Below are 24,626 nucleotides of genomic sequence, written 5' to 3'. Positions count from 1 at the left end.
TCATTTTCCGTCTCTTGGCATGTCGAGCGAAAGTCCGAGCTTGCCGGGGTTAAGCAGGTTGTCCGGGTCGAGCGCCTTCTTCACCGTTTCCAGCAACGGAAATGCCGATCCGAGAGCGTCCTTCATGTAAGGCGCGCGAAGCAGTCCGACGCCGTGGTGATGGCTCAATGCTGCACCATACTTGATTAGAACGGCATTGGCAGCATCCCATGCAGCACGATACCATTCAGCGCGTTTTTCCACGTCCACGTCACCGCGCAGCGAGAAATAGAGGCAGGCGCCGTCGACATAGGCATGTGACTGGTGCGCCGAACCGGCGAGTGTACCCGGCACTGCATTGATGGCGGCAACCACCTCATCATAGATCGCAGGCAGATCGCGCCAGCATCCGGTCATTTCCAGCGTATCGGCAACAAAACCGGGGCTGCGCTTGAAGCCCTCCGCACTCTTGCCGGTCAGATAGCGCGTATCGAGCCATTTCTCGAAGATCGCGTCGCCATCAAGCTTGTCACCGAGTTCGGCGCAAACCCTTTCGCTGATCGCCATAACGGCATCGACCATTTCCTTCGCGCCTTCATCGGCAATCAGCAGCACGTTGCTTTCCGGCAAACCGAACTGCACACCACTTTCCAGCTCGTCGTAAAGACGCAAAGCTGCCGGATTGGCACCGCCCTGCATGATACGGCGGCAGGCTTCCAGACCGATGCCGAAGCTCTTGAAGCCATAAGCGATCGCGCGAGCATAGTCCGGCAGGCGATGCAGTTTCAGGCGCGCCTTCACGATGATGCCGAGCGTGCCTTCCGAACCGATGAAGATCTGCTGCAGATCGGGGCCGATCGCTGCGCGGGCATAGTTTCCAACCGTCACCAGCGAACCGTCGGCCAGCACGACTTCCATGCCGTAGACCATATCCTCGATCTTGCCGTAGCGCGTGGAAAGCTGGCCTGCGCCGCGGCAGGCGATCCAGCCTCCCACGGTGCTGATACCGTATGAAGATGGCCAGTGCCCCATGGTCATGCCATAGTCGCGCTGGATCGTTTCCTCGAAAATATCGCCGAACATACCAGCTTCAACTTCAACGATCTGGCTGTCCGCATCAAAGCTGACAAGACGGTTGAGATTGCAGACATCGAGAACGATACCGCCGCGCAGCGGCAGCGCCGCGCCCGTAACGTTGGAGCGCCCTGCAGAAACAGTAACCGGAACCTTGGCTTCATACGCAAGGCGCATGACGGCCTGCACCTGCTCCACCGTCGAAACGCGAACGAATACGCCGTCAACCGTTGCAGGCTTTCCGCCCGTTTCCGCGACCATCGTGCGCGCCCACCAGTCGCGGGTGTTCACAACGAGATCTTCGCGCGCGGTCAGAACTTCGTCCGCAACGCCCTGCAGCTTCTCGACGAGAGCAGCATCCACCGAAACGGCGTTTTGAGCCAGATCGGCCTCGGTGCCGATTTCCTTGATGCTACCGGCATAATGCGGCTGGGTCGGGGCGCCGACGACATAATTTCCGCGATTGTAACCGCGCTTGATGGCTTCCTTGCTGATCATGTTCAGTTCGCTCCTGTGAGAATGGATTTTTCTTTTTCGGTCGCGGCCACATAGGCGGCGACCTGACGGTCGATTTCGGCCTGGGGAAGACCAAGTTCCTCACCCAGCAAGGCGCCAACTTTTGCGGCAGCGCGGGCGGAGGCATCGCGCGCCATCAGGCGGGCACGCATACGACGCGACAGCACGTCATCGATGGTTCGGGCAAGTTCGTGCCGGGCGGCATAGACGACTTCGCCGCCGGTATAGGGCAGTCCTTCCACAATGGGCTCGGCCAGTTCAGGACGGGCAGCCATCAGATCGCTGACAAAGCGCGATTCCGTGCCGTAACGTTCGCCCAGATGCGCTTCCACGCCGCCGGAGGCCACGATTGCCTGCGCGTCATAACCGGCAGCGCCCAGCAGAAATGCCTTTTTCGTGGTACAGCGACGACGATCGCCGAGAACTTTCGCAGCAGCATCCACCGTCTGTTCGGCCATGTGGCGCGACGTCGTCAGCTTGCCGCCCACAATCGTGACAAGGCCATCCGGCGCAACATGCACGGAATGGTCTCGCTTGACATCCATGGTGCTGCCGCCTGACGAGGCAGCGACCAGCGGACGGCAACCGGCAATGCTGCCGACGACATCATCCGGCGTCAGGTCGATATTGAGCGCGCTGCACGCGCCCTCGATCAGAAAATCAAGCTCGCGGCGCGTGCAATGCACATCATCGAGGTCGCCCTGATAATCCTCGTCGGTGGTGCCGAGATAGGAGACATTGCCCCAGCGCGTGATGGTCGCACGGCGGCTGCGCCCCGGTACAGGCACCGTCACCGTGCAGTCGTTGCGGATTTTCAGCCAGGGGATAGCGACGTGAACGCCCTTGGCCGGGCGCACATGCAACGGCTTTTCGCCATCCTTGCCAAGCCCCATCCAGTCGCGCAGCCATACACCAGTCGCCATGATGACGGTCTTGGCGCGCACGCGGATTTCCTTGCCCTCGACCGTCTGAACGATAGCGCCATCGACCCGGCCCGAACTGCGGGTAATCTCGGCGACCTTCGAATGGTTGAGGACCGTTGCCCCATGAAAACCGGCAGAGCGGGCAAGCGCCAGCGTCAGGCGAGCATCATCGACACGGGCGTCGAAATACATGAGGCCGCCGCGCAGATATTCGTCCTTGAAGGTCGGGCAGTGGGCGAGCACTTCGGCAGCGGTCAGCTTCTGGTGCAGAATGCCTTCGCGCCAGCCGCCGGCCAGATCATATGTCCAGAGCAAGCCTTCAAACGCCTTGGCGAAGCGTGAATCGAACACACCATCCCGTTCCAGAATGGGAAAGAGAAACGGCAGGCGCTGCACCAGATGGCTTGCATTGCGGCGCAGGCGCTGGCGCTCCAGCAGGGAATGACGAACCAGGCCAAGATTGCCCTGCTCGATATAGCGCAAGCCGCCATGCACCATCTTGGAGGATTTTGACGACGTGCCGGATGCAAAATCATCCTTCTCAACCAGCGCAACACGAAAGCCGCGCAGACTTGCGTCAAAGGCGCAATAAGCACCGGTCACGCCGCCACCGACGATCAGAATATCGTAGGTTTCAGTGGCAAGACGGTCTTCCTGTTCCGACCGGTTCAGCCTCAGCGGCTCGGTGCGGATCATCCGGGCGCGATCCTTGTCCGCGCGCCGGGAGCGCAGATTCAGCATTTCAACTCCTGTTTATTCATAATGACCGGATCGGACGCGTGCGACTTCCTCATCCGTGAGGGCGTGCCATCGCGCTCTGCGGTCCTGTCTTTCCGCTTCGCTGGTCTTGGGGATGAAAAGATTGCCTTCGGGCAGCGTGGCGCGGGCTTCCGCAAGGTCGCTCCAGAGCAAGCCATCGCTACCTGCCAGAAACGCGGTGCCCCGCAGGCTCGCGCGATCCTGATCCGCCATGCGCCTTACTGGCACACCACTGAGATCAGCCTGCAATTGCAGCAGCGTGTCGCTGGAGGAAAGCCCTCCGCCTGCCACCACTTCCCGCACAGGAACGCCAGCCACTTCCGAGCTCGCCTCCGCACAGGAGACGACCGAATGGGCAATGCCTTCCAGAATGGCATGAGCAAGATGCGCCCGGCTGTGTGCCATCGAAAGCCCGGTCAGCGATGCCCGGCCATCCGGAACGATATTCGGCTGGCGCAATCCCGTCAGGGTTGGCATGAAGAACAGGCCGTCGGAAGACGGCACGGTTGCAGCCAGTTCGCTGATTTCCCTGGCATTCTCGAACCAGCGCATTTCATTGCAAAGCCAGTTGAGCGCTGATCCTGTTGTGGCGGCATAGGTCTCGACCGCGAAATGCGAGAGGTTCTCGCTCCGCCAGGCCGTCATGGTGAAAGTTGCTTCATAGAGGCCGGGATTTTTCGGCGTCTGCTTTCCGATCACAAGATCAACGAAGCTGCCCGTGCCATGCACGCACATGGCCTGCCCCGCATCGTGACAGCCAAGACCGACAAGACCGCCCAGCTGATCACCGCAGGACGCCTTGATCGGCACGCGGATACCCAGAATATCCTGCCGCGTATAACCGAAATCGTCAGCGTCCTGTTTCAGCTCGGGCAACAGCTCCAGCGGAAAATCCTGTGCCTCAACCCAGTCAGTGAAATAGCGGTTCTCACCGAGAATATAGGCACCGGCAGAGGTCGCATTCGTCGGCGTGGTGACGGCTTTGCGTTCTTCGGACAGGTTCCAGAGCAACCAGGTGTCGACGGTGCCGAAAGCAAGCCTTTTTGCCTTCCATGCCTCGCGCACGGCGGGCGTTTCCTGCATGTGGCGCGCCGCCCACAGATAGATCGCCCGTCCGCCGACAGGACGCCCGGCAAGCGACACGAGTTTCGCGTCCCATATGGCCCCAAGCGGTTTCAGCTCTTCTGCATAGCGCGAATCCTGCCAGACCATGGCCGGGACCAGCGCCCGACCCGTTTGCGTATCCCACAGAACACCGGTCGCGCGCTGCGTGGCGATTGCCATTGCAGCGATTTCCACGCCAGCATCACGCGCTGCGGCAATCGTCTTGCCGCACACTTCGATGGTCTTTTGCAAAAGAACATCGGCGTCCTGTTCCACCACGTTGTGACGCGGGGAAGAGACGGCAAGCGTCGTGTAATTGACGGCGGAGACCGAACCGTCGGCCGCGACAAGCGCGGCCCTGGTTCCGGACGTTCCTTCATCAATGGCCAGAATGGCCTGTTTGCGTCCGTTCACATTATCCTCCGTTGTTACCGGTCGCCTTCGAACTGCGGCGCATTCGGCTCGTCATCCGGGCTGACCTTGGTACGGGTCGGGTCCCACTGAATGATCGAGCAGATGATGCAGGCAATCAGCGGAACGACCGACAGGATCAGGAACGTCGGGCCGAGGCCGTAATTCTCGCGGAAGAGCGGGAAAACCAGAAGGCCAAGCGCCGCGCCCATGGCGCCGAGGGCACCGATGATGCCGTTGGCGCCTGCACGCAGCTCGCTGCGGAACGAGAGCGACGACAGGCTCTTGCCGTTTGCGCCCGGACCACCAGAATGGAACAGGATGAACAGCGAAGGCACGATCACTGCAAGCCAGGTCGGCATGGTGTCATGGAACAGCCCCATGATGACCAGCATGACGAAGACCGCACCGAAGCCGATGGCGGAAGCCTTGCGCAAGCCAAGTACGCGCCCGATGACCGGCGAAGAGAAACCGCCGATGATGCCGAAGACGTTGAACACCAGCGTGCCCAGCATGGCATAGAGGAAATCCTTGCCGAACAGCGCCGCACTGATGAGCGGCAGGTACCAGCCCACGGCAAAATACTGGATCGACTGCCCGATCTGGACGGTCGCGGCAAGAATGGTGCGCGGCAGATAGATGCCGCGGAAAATCAGGGCAACATTGGCAATGCCGCGGCGAGCCTGATTGAGAACCGGCAAACGGTCTTCCGGCAGGGCGGCAACGAAATCGCGATGATAGATACGGGTCATCGCACGAGCGGCCTCTTCCAGCCTTTCCTTGCGGGCAAGCCAGATTGGGCTTTCAACCATGAAGACGAGCTGCAGCATCATGATCGCGAAAGCGAAGACACCGGTTGCCGCGACCGAATAGCGCCAGATCGAGTCACCGACATCCCAGCTATAGAACAACATGGCCAGAAGCACGTTTGTACAAACGGCTGTGTACCAGATGCCCTGCCAGGTGTTGAGACGGCTGCGCAGGCGCGCCGGTGTGAATTCGGCGAGCACGGCCATCGCAATGGCAAAATCGATGCCGTAAGCGGCACCCACGAAGAAGCGCCCCATAAGAATAACTTCATAGGAATGGGCCGTCATCACCAGCACCGCGCCGATGAGGGCGATGAACTTTGCGAAGACCAGCGGGCGCATGCGGCCCCAGCGGTCGGCGATCCAGCCACCAATCGGATTGAATGCAATCGCTACCCACGAAGCGAAGGATGTCATCAGCGCGACCTGCGCCGCATCCAGTCCCAGATCGCGTGTCATCGGCCCAAGCCCTGCGCTCAGCGCCGAATTGGCGAAGGCATCAAGGAACAGGCCACCGAGGGCAAGCCACCAGATAATACCGGCGCGGCCTCGAATACCGTCATTCGCATCAATGTAGGAAATAATATCCGGCACGCCCCTCAGGGCTATTTTGCTACCGTGCATTACGGCGTCCTCCCAACGTCGCTAAGACATCTGCAAGAGGACTTATCCGGATTCCAGACGCAATAAGACCACCCTTGCAGATGGTCTTAAATCTTCAGTCTGCATTTACGGTTATAGACGGTTCGGACAGCTTGTCAATCCATGCCGACGTGCCCCGTTGCGGCACCCGCCTCACTTGTCCACAGTCCCGACAATCAAGGCGGCTCCGAGTGACTGGCGCCGCCTTGCAAGGCCCTATGCCACGTTCAGAACGCTTTCGGGCGCAAAAGCTTCATAGCCCAGCGCTTCCGCGACGGGCCTGTTGGTGATGCGTCCCTTGTAGACATTCAGGCCGTTGCGCAGATGTTTGTCCTCGGCAAGCGCCCTCAGACCACGATCGGCAAGCGCCAGACCGTAATGAAGGGTCGCATTGTTGAGGGCATGGGCCGAGGTCACCGGAACGGCGCCCGGCATATTGGCCACGCAGTAATGCACGATCCCGTCCACTTCGTAAGTGGGATCGGAATGTGTCGTGGCATGGGAGGTCTCGAAGCAGCCTCCCTGATCGATAGCCACGTCGACGATAACCGCACCCTTCTTCATGCCGGACAACATTTCATGGGTAACGAGTTTCGGCGCTGCAGCACCGGGGATCAGCACGGCGCCGATGACGAGATCGGCAGAGAAGACTTCGTCTTCCAGCGCCTGAATGCTGGAATAGCGCGTGTGAACGCGACCGGCGAATATATCGTCGAGCTGGCGCAGACGCGGCAGCGAGCGATCAAGAATGCATATGTCGGCGCCAAGGCCCGCTGCCATTCTGGCTGCATGAAGCCCGACGACACCACCGCCGATAATCGTGACTTTTGCCGGAAGTACGCCGGGCACACCGCCCAGCAGAATGCCAAGGCCGCCATTTGCCTTCTGAAGCGCTGTCGCACCGGCCTGTATCGACAGGCGACCCGCCACTTCCGACATCGGAGCGAGCAACGGCAGTCCGCCGCGATCATCCGTTACGGTTTCATAGGCAATTGCCGTTACGCCGGAGGCAAGCAGCCCCTTGGTCTGTTCCGGGTCGGGCGCAAGATGGAGATAGGTGTAGAGAAGCTGACCTTCGCGAAGCTGCACCCATTCGGAGGGCTGCGGCTCCTTGACCTTCACGATCATGTCGCACTTCTCGAAAATGTCTTTTGCAGAAGCGGCAATTTTCGCGCCAGCCGCGATGTAGCTGGCATCATCGGCACCAATACCGGCACCTGCCTTTGTTTCAATCCAGACTTCGTGGCCATGAGCCACATATTCACGAACTGCGGCGGGGGTCAGTCCGACACGATATTCATGGTTCTTGATTTCCTTCGGGCAACCGACACGCATAAGCGTTCCTCTCATTTTTTGCCCACTTGCCGTGGGTCGTTGTCGATCCGAAAATGAGAACACCTGCGGCTCGCAATGTCCTTGCAAAGAAGATTTGCCCGTCCCGTCTTTTTGGTGAATTATTGCGCAAGTTATCCTCTTTTTCGAAGGTTCTTCGAATGAGCAATCTTGATCCTATCGATCTTGCAATTCTCAGGACATTGCAGGCCAATGCACGCATCACCAATGCAGAACTTGCGGAGAAGGTTGGACTGTCGCCTTCAGCCTGTTCGCGCCGCCTCGATATTCTTGAAAAGAGCGGTGTGATTGCGGGCTATCACGCCCGCCTTTCCCAGAAGGCGCTCGAGTACCGGATGATTGCGATTGTCCATATTTCGCTCTCGGGGCAATTCGCCAAGACGCTGTCCGAATTCGAGGCGGCGGTGAAACGGTGTCCTAACGTACTGGTCTGCTACCTCATGTCGGGCGAATATGACTATATTCTGCGGGTTGCGGCGCGCGATCTGGAAGACTATGAGCGCATTCATCGCGACTGGCTTTCGGCTCTTCCGCATGTTGTGAAGATCAATTCCAGCTTTGCCCTGCGTGAAATTATCGACAGGCCGAATGTCGGGCTCTAACTGTTTATTTTGACGCGCATCTTTCCGAAAACCGTTTCACACTTTTCAGGATGCGCTCTAGATTGAACTTTTCGAGTCCCTGATCGTTGGAGCCATGCTGCAGTTCACCAGAAGAGTTTTGCAAGAGGCCGGTTGGGGACTACCCGCCTCGGTCGCCTTGCATCTGATGCTGGCATTGCTGTTTCTGATCCGCCTTCCGGAGCTTCCCTCGCCCGCTGCCGAACAAAGCGTCAATGTGGAGCTGGTTCAACCGCCGCCCCCTGAAAAGAAGCCGCAGCCAAAGGCACCAAAGACACCGGAACAGGCCGCTCCTCCACCGCAACCGCAGGCGTTCGAGTCCGCGGCAGCTAAACAGGAGGTGAAATCGCCGCCAGAGCAGGACCTGCCGCCCACGACACCTGAAGAAACGCAAAAGCCGGACGAGCCCTCCGAGGCTGATGCGGCAACGGATGCTGAGCAGGCTAAGGAAAAACCATCCGAAACCGGTCAGATCGCGGCAGCTGAAGAAAAGAAGCCGCCCGCACCGCAAGAAAAGCCAGCTACGTCCGAAAAAGCTCAAACGGCAAAGGATCAGAAAGCCGACGCTCCCAAACCGGCGACGCCAGCCAAAAAGCTGACGCGAGCGCGCGAAATCTATTCGAAGGATGCCATGTCCGATCCTCGTGTGAAACAGGCGCTGGGCAAGCTCGCGCCCAACGACCGGATCATCCAGATATGCGGTATCGAGGCGCTCGAACAGGTGCGCCGCCATCAACCTGGCGCTTTTCCGGATATGCTTGCGCGTGAAGGCGGTTCCGTTTCAGCAACTGGCCTGACGGTCAGCGACGGCGCCTTTCGTAGCAAGCGCAAATGGTATGCTATCGATTTCACGTGCAAGGTCGATGCGGAAACGATGGTGATCGACACTTTCAGCTACAATATCGGACGGGCCATTCCCGAAGGAGAATGGGCCAGAAGGCAGCTTCCAAGGGATTAGCATCAGCGATTTCAAACTGCCCTTTGCACGGCCCAAATGAACATGCCTGTAGCCGCAACAAGTGTTGCAACGCACCACACTTCGGGCTTTAGTAGGAACCGTACACCTTCCCCATGGAGATTTTCGCTGCGCGGCATTGATTTCAGCTCCTGGCAAAGTCTGACAGCCACTTTGTTGGGCCTCGCACTTTTTACGCTGATCGGCGTTGGCATCCGTCTGCTTATGATGTTGACGATACAACAGCGACGCGAGCGCATGAATCGCCAGATCAACGAACGGCTGAAGACACTCATCGCTGCCTATAAGACGCTTGGCGGTTCGTTTACGGGCGACCTTTCCGTCGATCCGCGCCATTTGCGCGAGTTACGGCATCCACCGGAGACGGAAGAAGCCGAGACGGTGGAGATCGTTGCGCATTCCGAGCGCCGCCGGCGTATTCGCGATTCTGTCGAGGCGGCACTTTCGGATGTTCTTCTTCTGGGGACGGAAGAGCATGTAAGGCTTGCAGAAAAGGCGGCCCGCGAACTGGTGGCAGGACACCCGGTTCATACGGGTGAGCTGGTCACGTCATTGCGCAATTTCATTCGCACCGCCCTTGATCTTGATCCTATCCCGCTGGATCTGCAAATCCCGTCTCAGGGTCCGACACGACCGTCGAGCGGCAGTGGACGCGGCAAGGATGACCGCGCGAAGGGCGAAGGCGGGAAAGGCGGCGGCATGGGAATGGGAGGTGGCATGGGCGGCGGTATGGGGCTTGGGAGCACCAACGACGATGAGACGGGCTCGGGACATCGAACATGAAAATGTCGTCTATGCGATGTATCACCATCCCGTCATTTTCAAACCAGAGCGCACTCCGAAAAGCGCAAAGCGGCCTTCGGAAAAAGATGTGTGTAAAAACAAATGGATAGACCATTCCTGATGATTCAAAAAAACAGGAAATGCTCTGGACGGCATAACTGAAATCCAAGGAGACTGGCATGACTGTGCATTTCGCCCCGCAACTGACCGTGTGTGGAATTCAGGAACTACCCGAACAGCGGACGCGCAAAGTCACCCATGTTCTTTCGCTGGTCGATCCGGACCTTCCGGAACTCGATGCGTTTCAGACTTTCGAGCGACATCATCGCGTGACGTTGCGTTTTCATGACATCATCAATGCCGCCGACAACCACACAATGCCGACCCCAGATCATATGAGTGCGATCCTCGAGTTCGGCTCGGAATTCCTTGCCGCGCAAAACCCGGAAGCGCCAAGCCATCTGCTGGTCCATTGCCACATGGGCGTGTCGCGCTCGACGGCGGCGATGGTTTCGCTTATGGCGCAGGCCAATCAGGACGAGACGGCCGAAAGCCTCTTCACCCGCCTTGTCGCCATTCGCCCGCAGGCCTGGCCGAACTCCCAGATGATCGGGTTTGCGGACGAACAGCTTGGGCGTAAAGGCGAACTGACAGCCGCATTGCGCAGGCATTACGGGCGCCAGATCGAGCGGAACCCCCAGTACAGCGAATGGATGACGACACTGGGGCGTCAGGCCGAACTGCAAATGGCAGTGCGGGACTAGAGCGCATTTCGATCTGTTCGAATCAGATCGACGCTCTACCTGTTTGTTTTGACGCGCATCTTATTCCGAAAGCCGTTTCACACTTTTCGGGATGCGCTAATTCGGCACTTCAAAGCATATTGTTCAGCTTGAACCTTCTTCCCCGGCGAGTTTCGTAATCTTGCCGGGAGGCGTCAGAGGTTCAGGGACAGGAACGCCGGTAAGCAGCTGATCGGCACCGGAATAGATATCGCCCTGCACCTGCGCCGTCAGCCGTTCGGCATCGCGCATGCGAATATCGCGCAGCGTGTCTTCTGCGACCACCTCGTCCAGCCCAAGCTCGCAAAGAGCTTCCTTTCCGAAAAGGAGCGCGGATTCGAATGTTTCGCGCAGCTCGAAATCCACTCCTGCCTTGAGCAATTCGATGGAATGCGTACGATCATAGGAACGCACCATGAGCTTTGCCGCCGGAAAATGGGACTTGACCAGCTCGACAATCCGATTGGCCGTCTTCCGGTCGTCCACGCAGACCATGATGATTTCGGCTTCGTCCGCGCCTGAGTGATGCAGGATGTCGAGCCGCGATCCGTCGCCATAGAATATCTTGAAACCGAACCGCCCGGCTTCACGGATGCGGTTGGGATCGGCTTCGATAATCGAAACATCCGACCTTTGTGCGAGCAGCAATTGCGATGCGATTTGCCCGAACCGCCCGAAGCCGATCATCAGTACACGGCCTTTGAGATTGTGCGCGGCTTCAATGCCTTCGAGAGACGGCGCTTCCTCACGCAAAAGCCGGGAACCCAGAATAAGAACGAATGGCGTCACAGCCATCGACAAAATGATGACGGTTGAAAAAAGGGCGTTGTCTCGCGCGGAAATCAGCCCGTTGCCGAATGCCGACGTATAGAGAACAAAGGCGAATTCGCCGCCCTGCGCAAAGAGCAGTGTCCGTTCGAGCGCCGAATGATGGCTGGAGCCGAAAATACGGGCGACAGCATAGATGCCGATTGCCTTCGTAATCACATAGGCGACAAGGAAGATGAGAACCGACGGCCAATCCGATGCTACCACGCCAAGATCGAGCGACATGCCGACTGCCAGAAAGAACAGCCCCATCAAGAGCCCCTTGAACGGCTCGATGTCGCTTTCAATCTGATGCCGGTAACTGGAACCGGACAGCATCACCCCGGCCAGGAAGGCGCCCATTGCCATGGAAAGCCCGCTCGCTTCCATCAACAAGGCAGCGCCAAGCACGACGATCAAGGCGCCCGCTGTCAGAACCTCCCGTGTCCGGGCCCGCGCCAGTAACGAAAAGAACGGATCGAGCAACCAGCGCCCGACAGCAATCAGCAGCAAAATGGCGCCAATGGCTATCGCAATACCCAAAACCCCGCCAGATTCATGCTGAGCAGGTGAAAGAAAGGCGACAAGTGCCAGTAGCGGTACGATCATGAGATCTTCGAGCAGGAGGATGGAGACGGCCTTCTGGCCGTCCGGCGTGGCTATTTCCCCCCGCTCCTGCAACATCGACATAATGACGGCTGTGGAAGACAAGACGAAGCCGGAGCCGGCAATCAGGGCTGTTACCGGCGACAAGCCCAGAAGAACGCCCGCGCCGGTGAGAAGGGCAATGCAGCTTAGAACCTGTGCAAGACCGAGACCGAATATCTGCTGCCGCATTGTCCAGAGCTTGCCGGGACGCATTTCAAGTCCGATGACGAACAGGAACATGACCACGCCAAGCTCGGAAAAATGCAGGATCGTTGCGGGGTCGGTGAAGAACCCGAAAACCGACGGCCCGACCAGGGCACCGGCAGCGAAATACCCCAGCACCGAACCGAGACCAAGCTTCCGAAACAGCGGCACCGCCACGACACCGGCGGCAAGCAGAACCACAGCAGGCCCAAGTGTCTGTCCAAGTCCTTCAGTCGCCATAGGGTCTCCGTGTCGGGATCGGTTTGTTCTGTTTTCCTAATATAACAAGTCAATAAAAACTGAACAATTACCACATCTCCGTCAACCGGATTGCCAGATATCTAGGGGGCAGGACCTATTAATTTGGTGAAAATGGTACGAGGCCATCCGTTTGGACACGAGGAGAAAAGGCGAAGGAAATGTGGTTCATTTCCGAGCTTTTTCGATGAAGTAGCCGGGCGGATGGACCACATCCTCTGGACACTGAAATAACTCGCGATCTGCTCCTGTCATTTCAGGCGCCATTTCCGTCAAAAGGTCCTGACCCTAAACCGGTTTTGCCAGCAGGCCGGTCGCGAGTGACTGAAAGGCCTCAATCGCCTTGGAAAGAACGGCTTTCGGATCGTCGCTGGCAGCAATCCAGAGCGCCGCATTCAGTGCAGCGCCGTTGAGCAATCGCGCGGCGGCTTCCGGGTCAACCGGTTTCAACACGCCTTGCTCGATCAGCTTCGCCATCTTCTGCCGCGACGCTTGCAGACAGCTATTCTGGCTCGGCCATTGTGATGGATCGCCGAGAAACGCCGGTCCATCGAGCAGCACGATGCGCTGGATATCCGGATCGAGCGCCATCTCCATATAGGCGACCCCTTCCGCCAGAAGCCCCTCCCACAGATTATCGGCGCGCGTAGCAATCGCTTGCGCACGCGCAGCCATTTCGCTGTCCATTTGGCTAACCACGGCTGCCAAAAGCCCACGTTTGTCACCAAAATTGTGATAGAGCGCACCGCGTGTCAGGCCCACCTCAGCGGTCAATTCATCCATTGAGGCGGCGGCGTAACCTTTTTCCGCAAAAGCTTTCCGGGCCGCTGCAATCAGCTTCACCCGGTTTTCTTCCATCGCCTTGATGCGCAGGTTCACCGCCATTATCACACCCATTTTTATATACGATACGTATATGAATTGACATACAGGCCGTATATGTGCTGTTTAATATACATGGCGTATATCAAATAAACCGACCGCTTGTGAAGCCACGAACGGGTAAATTCTCCCAGCGACCCACGCCGCAACACGACGAAGGAAAACGAGAATGACAAAAAGAGAGGCTATCTTTCCGGCCAACCGCCATGCCCTTTATGAAGCGCACGGTTATTCCGCCGCGATCCGCTCAGGCGATCTGGTTTTCGTCTCCGGTCAGGTTGGAAGTCGCAACGACGGAACACCTGAACCAGACTTTGGAAAGCAGGTTCAGCTCGCTTTCGAAAATCTTGAAGCAACGCTGAAGGCTGCCGGTTGCACCTTCGACGATATCATCGATGTGACCACCTTTCATACCGATCCAGAAAACCAGTTCGAAACCATCATGCAGATCAAGAACCAGATTTTCAGCGATCCACCTTTTCCCAACTGGACAGCGGTTGGCGTCAACTGGCTTGCCGGTTTCGACTTTGAAATCAAGGTCATCGCACGCACAACAGGCAATCTCTGAACCGTTACGCCGGAACGGTCGATCCCGTTCCGGTCGCTCCCCATGCGCCCTCAATTATAATTTGATTTGCAATTCAAACTATTTTATGCCTTAATCATTGCATGATTTCAGACACTCCCCGTTCCCAATTTGGTATTCGCTTTTCACTGCTGGCGCGGCGCTGGCGGCGTGCGCTTGACATCCGGCTTGCCGAAGCCGGACTGACCGATGCGACCTGGGTTCCCCTTGTCCATCTTCACCAGACAGGAGGCGGCCTGACGCAAAAGGAACTGGCTGCCCTGGTCGGGATAGACGGCTCCAGCCTCGTGCGCCTTCTCGACATTCTATGCCGTCAAGGCCTGGCGGAACGCCGCGTCGATGAAAGGGACAGTCGTGCAAGGTTGGTCCATCTCACGGCGCAAGGGGAAAAGCGGGTCGCCGAAATTCGTCAGGAACTGGCAAAAGGCGAGAAAGAAATGCTTGCCGATCTGTCGGACGATGACATTGCAACCATACTTCGCAGCTTCGACAGCATCGAGCACCGGCTGTCGCAGATACAATCCGACCGCGAGCAGGACCCAGAACAATGAAAACGGATGGATTTCTTTCCGGGCGGCGCCACGCCGCCTATAATCTTTTGAAGCCGCAGCAGTTTCGGGAAAGCATTGCCCTTGCTGGCCAGCCTTCGCTCCGAAACTCGTCGCTTGCCGGGCTTCAGGCTGCCGCCACCGTCGCTATCGCGCTTCCGCTGGTCAGCCTGTCCTCGTGGTCGCATCTGATCGGCTTTGCTTCGCTTGGCTCACTTGTCGCATTGTTTGGCCGGTTCGCTCCGGAGGCAAAACGCGAATGGATCGTCTTCCTGTGCGCGATTTGCCAGACGCTCGCGGTATTTTTCATGTCGCTCGCCACATGGGTCGGCTTGCCCCTGCCCGGCCAGCTTGTGCTGCTGGCACTTTCCGCGGGCATCTTCTCTTTCATAACTGTCACCGGAAAATTCGGGCCGCCCGGCGCGCTCATATTCATCTTCGCAGCCGGTGCCTCCATGGCGCCGGTCGGATCGCTGCATGATGTCTTCGAGCGCACCGCCGCGACGGCAATTGTCTCGGCTCTCGCCTGCCTGATCTGTGCCCTGACCGAGAAGTTTCGTCATCAGGCGTCGCCGGAAAGACCGTTTCCGTCCGAGCCGTCGCGACCGGCCGCTCACCGGCTTGTTGCCGCTGGTCGGATTGCGCTTGGTGCCGCAATTGCTGCCCTGACTGCCCATGCTCTGGGTGCTACGCATCCCGCCTGGGCGGCCATGGGCGCTGTCGCCGTGATGCAGGGTGCGCATCTGCACATCAGCATGAACCGGGCCTTGCAGCGCATGGCGGGCACTCTTCTGGGCGCTTTGATTACATGGCTGGTGCTTGCGCAAGGGCCCAGCCTCTGGTCCGTCATTGCAATCCTGGCCGGACTGCAATTCGCTACCGAAGTCATTATCGGCAGCAATTATGCGCTGGGACAGATTCTGGTGACGCCGATGGCGCTTTTGATGACCTATCTGGCGACACCGGGAGTGCCGCACGACGGCATGATTTCCGAACGTATCCTCGATACGTTTCTGGGTGCGGCTCTGGCGATCATCTTCGCGGTAATCTGCTCCAATCGGGATGACCGCATTTTTCTCGCAGAGCATCGGACTCGGAATTAATCCCGCAAAGAAAAAGGCGCCTTGCGGCGCCTTTTTGCTAACTTACCAATCGGCCCAGCCATATCAATATGCAGGCACCGATAAAGCCCGCGATCAGATAGCCCAGCCAGCCGCCGAACGAAACACCGAGAAATCCGAAGATAAAACTCGCTACGGCTGCGCCGATGATACCGAGTATGACGTTCATGAATATCCCGGTATTGCTGTTCATGAAATTGGAGGCAATCCAGCCGGCCAAACCGCCGATGATGATTGCCGCAATCCAGCCTATTCCTGCGCTTCCCATCGGGAACCCTCCTGATTACAATCCGGCGGGTACTTTGCCGCCATTATCTTTGAGTTTCTGGATGACCTGCTTGTGCAGCCAGACATTCATGGTCGCGGAATCGCCCGTATCGCCGGTATAGCCCAGCTCCTTGGCGAGCTCCTTGCGGTGTTCCAGGCTGCTGTCGAGGCCAAGGGCCTTCATCAGATCGACGATCGAAGTCTTCCAGTTGAGCTTCTGACCGCTTTTGGCAACAGCAGCGTCCAGAATGGCGCCGACATCGACGGCGCCCGTCGAAGCGGGTGCGGATGCGGATGGCGCCGGAGCGGCGGCAGTAGGTGAAGCGGTTGGTGTCGGCGCAGGCTGTGCAGCCGTTTCCGTCCCAGGAGTAGCCGCTTGTGCCTCTCCCCAAATGGCGTTCTTAATCTTATCGAAAATCCCCATAATGAACTCCAATCGTTGAAAATCGATATGCCCCCAAACTCCCGATTTGTGACGACCGGAAACCTGGACACAGCTGATCATCCGGTGATTCCCGGACAAACGCTCGAAGTAAATGAATCTGAAGCGGTTTTGTTCCCGACAAAGTTGCAGATGCGTCAGCTATCGGTCAGTTGAGACTTTGCAACGGTCTTGACGACCCAGTCCGCGAAGACGCGGAGGCGGTTGCTGAGATGCCGGTTTGGTGGATAGACCAGATAGATCGGCATCGGTTCGATTTCCCATTCCTGCAGGACAGGGCGCAACGTGCCGTTTTCAAGATCCTCGCGCACCATGAACAATGGTGCCTGCACCACGCCGAGCCCTGCTCGCGCGGCGGCGAGGTAGGTGGTCGATTCGTTCGCCGCCACCACGTAGCGCCCGTTGACCTCGATTTCCTCCGTCCCCTTTTTGAAACGGAAGGGCATCTGCTGGCCCGTCGAGGGCCGGAAATAGCCAACCACCGTGCAGTTACGGCTCAGATCGGAAGGATGGAGCGGCGTGGAACAGCGGTCGAGATATTCGGCGGAAGCGCAGGCAGTGAAATGCATGTCGCCGATGCGGCGCGCAATCAGCGACTGGTCGGTCAACTCACCGATACGAATGGCGCAATCGACATTTTCCGCCACATAATCGACAGGCCGGTCCGATACGCCGAGATCGATCTGGATATCGGGATAGCGCTGGTGAAACTCGATCAGCGCCGGAATGATGATGAGATTGGCGACCGCGCTCGCCATTTCAACGCGCAGCCGACCTTTCGGCAAGGTCTGGGCACTCGACAGGCTGCCGTCAAGCTCCGCGAGATCGGCCAGCAAACGCGCTGCGCGCTCATAGTAAAGCGCGCCGTCCGGTGTTACGAGAACACGGCGGGTCGTACGATTGAGGAGTTTTGTACGCAGATGGGCTTCCAATCCCTGGATGAGATTGCTGATCGTCGCCTTGGGCATATTGAGCGAGGCGGAGGCGCGCGTGAAATTACCGGTTTCAACAACCCGGAGAAAAGCGCGCATGGCCGAAAGCTGGTCCATTATCAAAAAGCCGTCATTGTTCGAGATTCTGGACAGTGTAACCAATTATAGGGGACTATTCCAGTCTATAGACAATGATAATATCTAACCATGGCGGTTTGCCGCTATACATGAAGGCCAGGAAAGATGTGTGAGAAGTTTACGGTTGAGACAATGCAGGCGGGTAACACCAACTGCACGGCGCGCATTTATAAGGGCGCCAAATTGCTCTCTCCGCCGCCGGTGGTGTTGCACCTTCACGGTGGGGCTTTCTCGGTCAACTGCCTTGGCGCTTGCGAACGCGTTGCCGAAACACTTGCCGAGGCAGGTGCGGTGGTCGTCTCGCCGGAATATTCGTCGGCCTGCCTCAACCCGTTCCCGGCGGCGCTTGAGATAGCCTACTCCATTCTGACTTCGATGCGCGAGCGTTGCCCTGAATTTGCGCACAAGAAGTCGATGCTGTTCGTCGCCGGTGAAGAGGCGGGCGGTAATATTGCTGCCGGCGTGGCCCTCATGGCGCGCGATCAATATCTGACCGATCTCAAGGGTCAGATACTGCTTTCGCCCATGCTAGACCCCTGCCTTGCCACGGCGTCTTTCCGCAAATATTGCCCGGAAAGCGCCGTCCAGACGATGTCGGATGGCTGGCAGCATTATCTGGGCGAGTGTGCGGGTTTCACCCACCCCTATGCTGCACCCGCCTTGTGTACGCGTCTTGCTGGCCTGGCACCCACTTTGCTTGTCACCAGCGCCCAATGTCCGATGCGCGATGAAACGCAGGCCTATGCCGAGCGTCTCCGTCAGGCGGGCGTGAAGGTTCAGTCTCATGTCCTGCCCGGAAAAGCCGGCTGGATACCCGAAAACAAGGTGGCGGGCACCGACTGGTCGCCACAGGAACATAAACTTATCGACCTGTTTGCCGATTTCTTCCGGCAGGCAGGAGCAAAGCCAATCGCAGCATAACATCAGTTTTGAAGTCCTCCCAAGCTTTGATCTGATGCTCACATTGAAGCCGGCCCCCACCGGTTAGAGCGAAGCTCTAACCTCCTTTATTGAAAGCATAATCTGACCGATCCTCGTTCCACTCCGGTCGGATTATGCTCTAGGAGATACAACAATGACATCGATCACAGCCCGCCGGGCCCTCTGGGGCGCCGGCCTGAGTATCCTATTGTCTGCAGCCGGCGGCGGCGCCATTCTCTTTGGTGTTCCACACCTCAAGGCCGACGCCGCAACCGATATTTCCGCTCCACCACCTGCCGTACCGGTTTCGGTCGCCAAGGCGGAATCGCGACGCATCGTGAGCTGGGAAGAATTTTCCGGTCGTCTGGAAGCGATTGACCGGGTTGAAATTCGCCCGCGCGTCGGCGGCGCTATCCTGAAAGCTCATTTCCGCGAAGGTGCGCTGGTAAAGCAGGGCGACCTGCTCGTCACCATCGATCCCGAGCCCTATGCAGCAGCGGTCGAAAAGGCGAAAGCGCAGGTTTCAGCCGAAGAAGCCCGCGTTGCGCTGGCCAAAACGGAACTGGAACGCGGGCGTCAGCTCGTGACCACCCGCACCATTGCCCAGAGCGGCCTCGACCAGCGCTCCAGCGCCTATGACGAGGCGCAGGCAAGCCTGCGTTCCGCCAAGGCAGCACTTCGTTCATCCGAGCTTGACCTTCAATATACGGAAGTGCGCGCGCCGATTTCCGGTCGCGTCGGACGGCTGGAAGTCACGGCGGGCAATCTGGTTGCCGCAAGTTCCGCCTCGCCGGTCCTGACCACGCTTGTTTCGGTCGATCCGATCTATGCAAGCTTCAGCGCCAATGAGGAAGTCGTCACCAAGGCGCTTGCCAAGCTTGCCGCCTCACCCGGCGGAAGTGCCATCGAGCGCATTCCCGTCCAGATCGGCACCGCTTCCGATGAAGGCACTCCGATTTCCGGCCATATCCAGCTCATCAACAATGAAGTCGATGCCACGACCGGCACGATCCGCGTTCGCGCGGCAATCGACAATCCGGATGGAAGGCTCATACCGGGCCAGTTTGTCCGCATTCGTTTCGGCGAACCGGAACCGGATGAAAAACTGGTGGTGAGCGACCGGGCGATTTCTTCCGACCAGGACAAGAAATTCGTCTTCGTGGTCGGCGCGGATAACAAGGTTGAATACCGGCAGGTGGTGCTCGGTCGCAATTATGACGGCCTGCGCATTGTCGAAAGCGGGTTGAAGCCCGGCGAGAACATCGTCGTCAACGGCCTGCAACGCATTCGTCCGGGCGTGGTCGTCGTACCGCAGCCTGTCACCGAAACACTTGCCAAGAATTAGTTGAAACGGCGCGTCTTACGGCGCGCGCTAGACGCAAGAACTCAGCCTCATCAACCCGCGAGAACGCAAGTTCCCGCGGGACAGGAGAGTCTTTGCCTTCCCGCTTAAGGGGGATAAACAGATGAACTTTTCACGCTTTTTCGTCGACCGCCCGGTCTTCGCTGGCGTTCTGTCGGTCCTGATCTTCGTTGCCGGTCTGATCGGCATGACAGGTCTGCCGATCTCGGAGTATCCGGAAGTCGTGCCGCCGCAGATCGTGGTCCGCGCCCAATATCCCGGCGCCAACCCGGCTGTTATTTCCGAAACCGTCGCAACGCCGCTTGAAGAACAGATCAACGGTGTCGAAGGCATGCTCTACATGCAGAGCCAGGCGACCGCCGATGGCGTCATGACGCTGACCGTCACTTTCGCGCTTGGCACCGATCCCGATCAGGCCCAGCAGTTGGTGCAGAACCGTATTTCGCAGGCCGAACCACGCCTGCCGGAAGAAGTGCGCACGCTGGGCGTCACAACCGCCAAAAGCTCGCCCGATCTCACGCTTGTCGTTCACCTTATTTCGCCCGATGGGCGATATGACGTGAACTATCTGCGCAACTATGCCGTTCTGAACGTCAAGGATCGCATTGCCCGTGTTCCGGGTGTCGGTCAGGTGCAGATATTCGGCGGCGGTGATTATTCGATGCGTGTCTGGATTGACCCGCAGAAGGCAGCCGAGCGCGGACTTTCCGCAAGCGACATCGCCAATGCCATCCGCCAGCAGAATGTTCAGGCCGCTGCCGGTGTCATCGGTGCATCGCCGTCGGTTTCGGGTCTCGACCTTCAGCTTTCTGTCAATGCGCAAGGCCGTCTCCAGTCACCGGAAGAATTTGCCAACATCGTTGTAAAATCGGGCAGCGAAGGTGAAATCACCCGGCTGGGCGATGTTGCGCGCGTTGAAATGGGAGCTGCCGATTATTCGCTGCGCTCGCTGCTCGACAACAAGCAGGCTGTGGGCATGGGCGTGTTCCAGGCCCCCGGCTCCAATGCACTTGAGATTTCTGAGAACGTCCACGCCGCCATGGCCGATCTGAAGAAGACCATGCCGGAGGGTGTGGATTTCGACATCGTCTATGACACGACGGCCTTTGTGAAAGCCTCCATCGAGTCGGTCGTTCACACACTGCTCGAAGCCATCGTGCTGGTGGTGATCGTCGTCATCCTGTTCCTGCAGACATGGCGCGCCTCGATCATTCCGCTGGTTGCCGTTCCCGTTTCCATCGTCGGCACGTTCGCGGTCATGTATGTGTTCGGCTTCTCCATCAATGCGCTCAGCCTCTTCGGCCTTGTGCTTGCCATCGGCATTGTGGTCGATGACGCCATCGTGGTGGTGGAAAATGTCGAGCGCAACATCGAACAGGGCCTGTCGCCGGTCGAGGCAACCTATCGCGCCATGCAGGAAGTGTCCGGGCCAATCATCGCCATTGCACTGGTGCTGGTTGCGGTCTTCGTGCCACTTGCCTTCATCACCGGCCTGACCGGCCAGTTCTACCGTCAGTTTGCTCTCACCATCGCGATCTCGACGGTGATCTCCGCGTTTAATTCGCTGACGCTTTCGCCTGCTCTGGCAGCCCTGCTGCTGCGCGGTCACGATGCGCCGAAGGATCGGCTTACCCGCATCATGGACAAGGCGTTCGGTTGGTTCTTCCGTGGCTTCAACCGGTTCTTCGGTGCAAGTTCGGAAGCCTATGGACGCGGTGTTGGCAGCATTCTCTCGCGCAAGTCGCTGGTCATGGGTCTCTATGTCGTGCTGCTTGGCGTCACCTTCGTGCTATTCCGTGCGGTGCCCGGTGGTTTCGTTCCGGCACAGGATAAGCAATATCTGATCGGCTTCGCGCAATTGCCGGATGCGGCAACGCTCGACCGTTCGGAAGATGTGATCCGCCGCATGAGCGACATTGCCCTCAAACATCCGGGCGTGGCCAATGCCATCGCCTTCCCCGGCCTGTCGATCAATGGTTTCACCAATTCGTCGAACTCCGGCATCGTTTTCGTGACGCTGAAGCCGTTCGAGGAGCGCAAGACGCCGGAGCTTTCAGCCAATGCAATCACGGCAGACCTGAACCAGCAGTTCGGTGCCATTCAGGATGCTTTCATCGCCATGTTCCCGCCGCCGCCCGTTCAGGGTCTCGGCACGACAGGCGGCTTCAAGCTTCAGCTTGAGGATCGCAACGGACTTGGCTTCAAAGCGCTTGACGATGCGACCAAGGCGTTTCTCGCCAAGGCTTATCAGACACCTGAGCTGGCCGGTCTCTATTCGAGCTACCAGATCAATGTGCCGCAGCTCTATGCCGATCTTGACCGCACGAAGGCACGTCAGCTTGGTGTGGCGGTGACCGATGTATTCGAAACCCTGCAGATTTATCTGGGTTCACTCTATGTCAACGACTTCAATGCCTTCGGGCGGACCTACAGCGTGCGCATTCAGGCCGATGCGAATTATCGCAGCCATGCCGAGGATATCGGCAAGCTGAAGGTTCGTTCGCAGTCGGGCGAGATGATCCCGCTGTCGGCTCTTCTGAAAGTCGAGCAGACCGTGGGTGCAGAACGCGCCATCCGTTATAACGGCTTCCTTTCCGCCGATATCAACGGCAACCCGGCTCCCGGCTTCTCGTCCGGTCAGGCTCAGGCTGCCATCGAACGGATCGCGGAAGAAACCCTGCCTCCGGGCATCGCTTACGAGTGGACCGACTTGACCTACCAGCAGATTCTGGCTGGCAGTTCCGGTTTCCTCGTTTTCCCGCTGGCGCTGCTGCTGGTCTATCTGGTGCTGGCTGCACAGTATGAAAGCCTTGCCCTGCCGCTTTCGATCATCATGATCGTGCCAATGGGGATCATGGCAGCACTCACCGGCGTCTGGCTGACGGGAGGTGACAACAACGTCTTCACCCAGATCGGCTTGATAGTCCTTGTGGGACTATCGGCGAAGAACGCGATCCTGATCGTGGAATTCGCCCGCGAGCTGGAATTGTCCGGACGAAGCGTCGTGCAGGCTGCAGTCGAGGCTAGCCGGTTGCGTCTGCGCCCGATCCTGATGACTTCGATGGCCTTCATCATGGGCGTGGTGCCTCTGGTCACGTCAACCGGCGCCGGTGCTGAAATGCGCTCGGCCATGGGCATCGCGGTCTTTGCAGGCATGATCGGCGTGACGGCCTTCGGTATCTTCATGACGCCGGTGTTCTATGTGCTGATCCGCAAGCTCTCCGGAGAACGTCCGCTGAAGCATGCAGGCGCGAAGATCGAAGCCCCGCATCTGGCTCCGGGTGAATAATCCGGAGTCTTCCCTTATGTCCAAACAGAAGGGCCGGAGCAATCCGGCCCTTTTCATGTAATCAGCGGATTTATTTTCTTCGCGTCGCGATATCGCCCGAATCTCATTTTTTAGGAGGGGCTTGTCCGATGCATGAAGGAGAAGATTGTTGCAGAAACCCGGTTTGCTTGCCCTCGCCCTCGTTGTCACAGCATTGACTGCATGTTCCGAAACGACGCCTGGCCCGTCGGCAAGTGCCGCCCTCGCAAAGCCGCCCGTCGACCCTACACCCATCACCGGCAACTGGTGCAGCTCCGATGGCCAGCGGTTCTCCATTTCCGGCGAGCGTTTCGATAGCCGCGACAGCCAATGTTCGGTCACGCGGATGAACAATTACGAAGGGACGTATACCGTGGCCATGTCCTGCACCGCCAACGGCCAACAGTCGAATGAAAACATCACGATTTCACCCGTCGGCCAGTCCCTGCATATCTCGTTCCTGTCGCTCGGCGGCAAGCGCGCAGTGGTGAGCCGCTGCGCCTCCTGAACGGGGGCGAAATCACATTAAGGCAGAACCATGATTTGGCGCGATTTTCGCGCCAAATACGTTTTTGCGACGAGAACCAATACATTTTACCGTCGAAAATTATGGCTAACGCCCGACAAAATCATGGCGAAAATGAGGCAGGCGGTTTTTGGCGAACGATGTGATGCGACAGGACGATCAGGCTCTGCTAAACTTGCCGTTGCAATGCCACATCCAAACTGAAGGGAGACAGACATGAAAGTCGTATTCGTGACTACCGCTGTCCTCGCTCTGTCGGTTACAGCGGCGATGGCAGACTGCACCTATCATAGTGCCCAATCCTCCACGAAGATGGAGAAGCCTCAAACAACTGCCAGCATTCAGACAACGGCACCCGAACAGAAGTAATTGCCATATCTTCATTTGTGACGATCGTTGCCATGAGCAACAATCGTCACAAATTTTATGAGCCTAGAACTTCACTTTGAACGAAGCGTTGAAGCCGTTTCGCACGGCTCCATCACCGAATTGCCCCTTGTAACCGGCTGCAAGCGAAGCGTTTTCACTGAACTGGAAGTTCAGACCAGCTTCAATCAAGGCTACATCCTCAGCAATCGGTACACCCGCTACAGTGAAGGCATCCGAACCGGTAAATGCATGATTTGCAACGGGAGTAGTGTCCCCGACCGCGTGCTGCCAGCCGACCGTTGCGTGCAACGTCGAGGCGATACCGCCAAGCGTCAGATCGGTCGCGGCTCTCAGACCCAGCGTCGTGTAGGTGACATCGCTATTGTCGCTGTCGCTGTGAAGACCGGCAACACCGTCCTCATCATATCCGTCAGTATGAAGCCGGACATAGGCCAGATTGGCGAACGGCTCGAAGCTCGTGCGACCGGCCTGCATCTTGTGTCCGTCGTCGAATGATTTGAGACTATTTGTGCTTTTGAAGATTGGAGTTTCCGGCTCGGTTTGGGGTTTGATTTA

23 protein-coding genes are annotated in these 24,626 nt (G+C 58.1%); 12 read left to right on the top strand and 11 right to left on the bottom strand.

Annotated features, from left to right (window positions below):
* From HWX93_RS18495 to ald, 5 genes are all read right to left on the bottom strand, one after another.
* A complete protein-coding gene (locus HWX93_RS18495; RefSeq protein WP_176038239.1) occupies window positions 1-1,551 on the bottom strand; it encodes an FAD-binding oxidoreductase in 1,551 nt (516 codons plus the stop codon).
* A 2-nt stretch (window positions 1,552-1,553) separates the two neighbouring features.
* On the bottom strand, window positions 1,554-3,233 hold the full coding sequence (locus HWX93_RS18490) for a glycerol-3-phosphate dehydrogenase/oxidase (protein ID WP_176038238.1): 1,680 nt from the start codon (window positions 3,231-3,233) through the stop codon (window positions 1,554-1,556).
* A gap of 12 nt (window positions 3,234-3,245) precedes the next feature.
* Window positions 3,246-4,769 (bottom strand): FGGY-family carbohydrate kinase, encoded by a 1,524-nt coding sequence (locus HWX93_RS18485; RefSeq protein ID WP_176038236.1) that lies wholly within the window; start codon window positions 4,767-4,769, stop codon window positions 3,246-3,248.
* A 14-nt stretch (window positions 4,770-4,783) separates the two neighbouring features.
* On the bottom strand, window positions 4,784-6,199 hold the full coding sequence (locus tag HWX93_RS18480) for an MFS transporter (protein ID WP_176038235.1): 1,416 nt from the start codon (window positions 6,197-6,199) through the stop codon (window positions 4,784-4,786).
* 234 nt (window positions 6,200-6,433) lie between these two features.
* The gene (ald, locus tag HWX93_RS18475) at window positions 6,434-7,552 is read right to left on the bottom strand and encodes an alanine dehydrogenase (RefSeq protein WP_176038301.1); all 1,119 of its coding nucleotides are present in this window, start codon (window positions 7,550-7,552) and stop codon (window positions 6,434-6,436) included.
* 158 nt (window positions 7,553-7,710) lie between these two features.
* Here ald and HWX93_RS18470 point away from each other — a divergent pair, with 158 nt between their 5' ends.
* The 4 genes from HWX93_RS18470 to HWX93_RS18455 all read left to right on the top strand — a co-directional run bounded on the left by HWX93_RS18470 (window position 7,711) and on the right by HWX93_RS18455 (window position 10,713).
* Complete coding sequence (locus HWX93_RS18470; RefSeq protein ID WP_109988063.1) at window positions 7,711-8,172, top strand: Lrp/AsnC family transcriptional regulator; 462 nt, start codon at window positions 7,711-7,713, stop codon at window positions 8,170-8,172.
* Between the two features lie 94 nt (window positions 8,173-8,266).
* Window positions 8,267-9,148, top strand: a complete 882-nt coding sequence (locus tag HWX93_RS18465) for a DUF930 domain-containing protein (protein WP_176038234.1) — start codon at window positions 8,267-8,269, stop codon at window positions 9,146-9,148.
* Between the two features lie 36 nt (window positions 9,149-9,184).
* The gene (locus HWX93_RS18460; protein WP_235969141.1) at window positions 9,185-9,949 is read left to right on the top strand and encodes a hypothetical protein; all 765 of its coding nucleotides are present in this window, start codon (window positions 9,185-9,187) and stop codon (window positions 9,947-9,949) included.
* Between the two features lie 179 nt (window positions 9,950-10,128).
* A complete protein-coding gene (locus tag HWX93_RS18455; protein WP_176038233.1) occupies window positions 10,129-10,713 on the top strand; it encodes a tyrosine phosphatase family protein in 585 nt (194 codons plus the stop codon).
* Between the two features lie 123 nt (window positions 10,714-10,836).
* Here HWX93_RS18455 and HWX93_RS18450 read toward each other — a convergent pair whose 3' ends face one another.
* Window positions 10,837-12,630 (bottom strand): monovalent cation:proton antiporter-2 (CPA2) family protein, encoded by a 1,794-nt coding sequence (locus HWX93_RS18450; protein ID WP_176038231.1) that lies wholly within the window; start codon window positions 12,628-12,630, stop codon window positions 10,837-10,839.
* Window positions 12,631-12,936: 306 nt separating this feature from the next.
* Window positions 12,937-13,533, bottom strand: coding sequence for a TetR/AcrR family transcriptional regulator (locus HWX93_RS18445; RefSeq protein WP_176038230.1), 597 nt, complete (start codon window positions 13,531-13,533; stop codon window positions 12,937-12,939).
* 166 nt (window positions 13,534-13,699) lie between these two features.
* Between HWX93_RS18445 and HWX93_RS18440 the strand changes: the two genes are divergently transcribed.
* From HWX93_RS18440 to HWX93_RS18430, 3 genes are all read left to right on the top strand, one after another.
* Complete coding sequence (locus HWX93_RS18440; protein WP_176038229.1) at window positions 13,700-14,098, top strand: RidA family protein; 399 nt, start codon at window positions 13,700-13,702, stop codon at window positions 14,096-14,098.
* A gap of 101 nt (window positions 14,099-14,199) precedes the next feature.
* On the top strand, window positions 14,200-14,667 hold the full coding sequence (locus HWX93_RS18435; RefSeq protein WP_176038228.1) for a MarR family winged helix-turn-helix transcriptional regulator: 468 nt from the start codon (window positions 14,200-14,202) through the stop codon (window positions 14,665-14,667).
* On the top strand, window positions 14,664-15,767 hold the full coding sequence (locus tag HWX93_RS18430) for an FUSC family protein (RefSeq protein ID WP_176038227.1): 1,104 nt from the start codon (window positions 14,664-14,666) through the stop codon (window positions 15,765-15,767). The genes HWX93_RS18435 and HWX93_RS18430 overlap by 4 nt, the downstream gene beginning before the upstream one ends.
* A 37-nt stretch (window positions 15,768-15,804) precedes the next feature.
* Here the strand turns inward: HWX93_RS18430 and HWX93_RS18425 are convergent, their stop codons facing one another.
* The 3 genes from HWX93_RS18425 to HWX93_RS18415 form a co-directional block, all read right to left on the bottom strand.
* Complete coding sequence (locus HWX93_RS18425) at window positions 15,805-16,053, bottom strand: GlsB/YeaQ/YmgE family stress response membrane protein (RefSeq protein WP_010659353.1); 249 nt, start codon at window positions 16,051-16,053, stop codon at window positions 15,805-15,807.
* 15 nt (window positions 16,054-16,068) lie between these two features.
* Window positions 16,069-16,476: a DUF3597 domain-containing protein gene (locus HWX93_RS18420; protein WP_109988070.1), complete on the bottom strand. Its 408-nt coding sequence runs from the start codon at window positions 16,474-16,476 to the stop codon at window positions 16,069-16,071.
* Window positions 16,477-16,631: 155 nt separating this feature from the next.
* Entirely contained in the window at window positions 16,632-17,543 is a 912-nt protein-coding gene (locus tag HWX93_RS18415; RefSeq protein ID WP_109988128.1) for a LysR family transcriptional regulator, read from the bottom strand.
* 126 nt (window positions 17,544-17,669) lie between these two features.
* On the opposite strand from HWX93_RS18415, the gene HWX93_RS18410 reads away from it, so the two are divergent.
* From HWX93_RS18410 to HWX93_RS18390, 5 genes are all read left to right on the top strand, one after another.
* The gene (locus HWX93_RS18410) at window positions 17,670-18,485 is read left to right on the top strand and encodes an alpha/beta hydrolase (RefSeq protein ID WP_176038225.1); all 816 of its coding nucleotides are present in this window, start codon (window positions 17,670-17,672) and stop codon (window positions 18,483-18,485) included.
* A 154-nt stretch (window positions 18,486-18,639) separates the two neighbouring features.
* On the top strand, window positions 18,640-19,830 hold the full coding sequence (locus tag HWX93_RS18405) for an efflux RND transporter periplasmic adaptor subunit (RefSeq protein WP_176038224.1): 1,191 nt from the start codon (window positions 18,640-18,642) through the stop codon (window positions 19,828-19,830).
* Between the two features lie 121 nt (window positions 19,831-19,951).
* A complete protein-coding gene (locus tag HWX93_RS18400) occupies window positions 19,952-23,137 on the top strand; it encodes an efflux RND transporter permease subunit (protein WP_176038221.1) in 3,186 nt (1,061 codons plus the stop codon).
* Between the two features lie 148 nt (window positions 23,138-23,285).
* Window positions 23,286-23,663, top strand: a complete 378-nt coding sequence (locus HWX93_RS18395) for a hypothetical protein (RefSeq protein ID WP_176038220.1) — start codon at window positions 23,286-23,288, stop codon at window positions 23,661-23,663.
* A 234-nt stretch (window positions 23,664-23,897) separates the two neighbouring features.
* Window positions 23,898-24,050 carry a hypothetical protein gene (locus HWX93_RS18390; protein WP_155723819.1) on the top strand — a complete coding sequence of 51 codons (153 nt, stop codon included), beginning with the start codon at window positions 23,898-23,900 and terminating at the stop codon, window positions 24,048-24,050.
* Window positions 24,051-24,113: 63 nt separating this feature from the next.
* Here HWX93_RS18390 and HWX93_RS18385 read toward each other — a convergent pair whose 3' ends face one another.
* A complete protein-coding gene (locus HWX93_RS18385; protein WP_176038219.1) occupies window positions 24,114-24,545 on the bottom strand; it encodes an autotransporter outer membrane beta-barrel domain-containing protein in 432 nt (143 codons plus the stop codon).
* Window positions 24,546-24,626 lie beyond the last annotated feature (81 nt).

The sequence above is a fragment of the Brucella tritici genome, assembly GCF_902825325.1.
Lineage (GTDB): Bacteria > Pseudomonadota > Alphaproteobacteria > Rhizobiales > Rhizobiaceae > Brucella.
The sequence above is the reverse complement of the archived record's forward strand: the minus strand, read 5'-3'. Positions and strand labels throughout refer to the sequence as shown.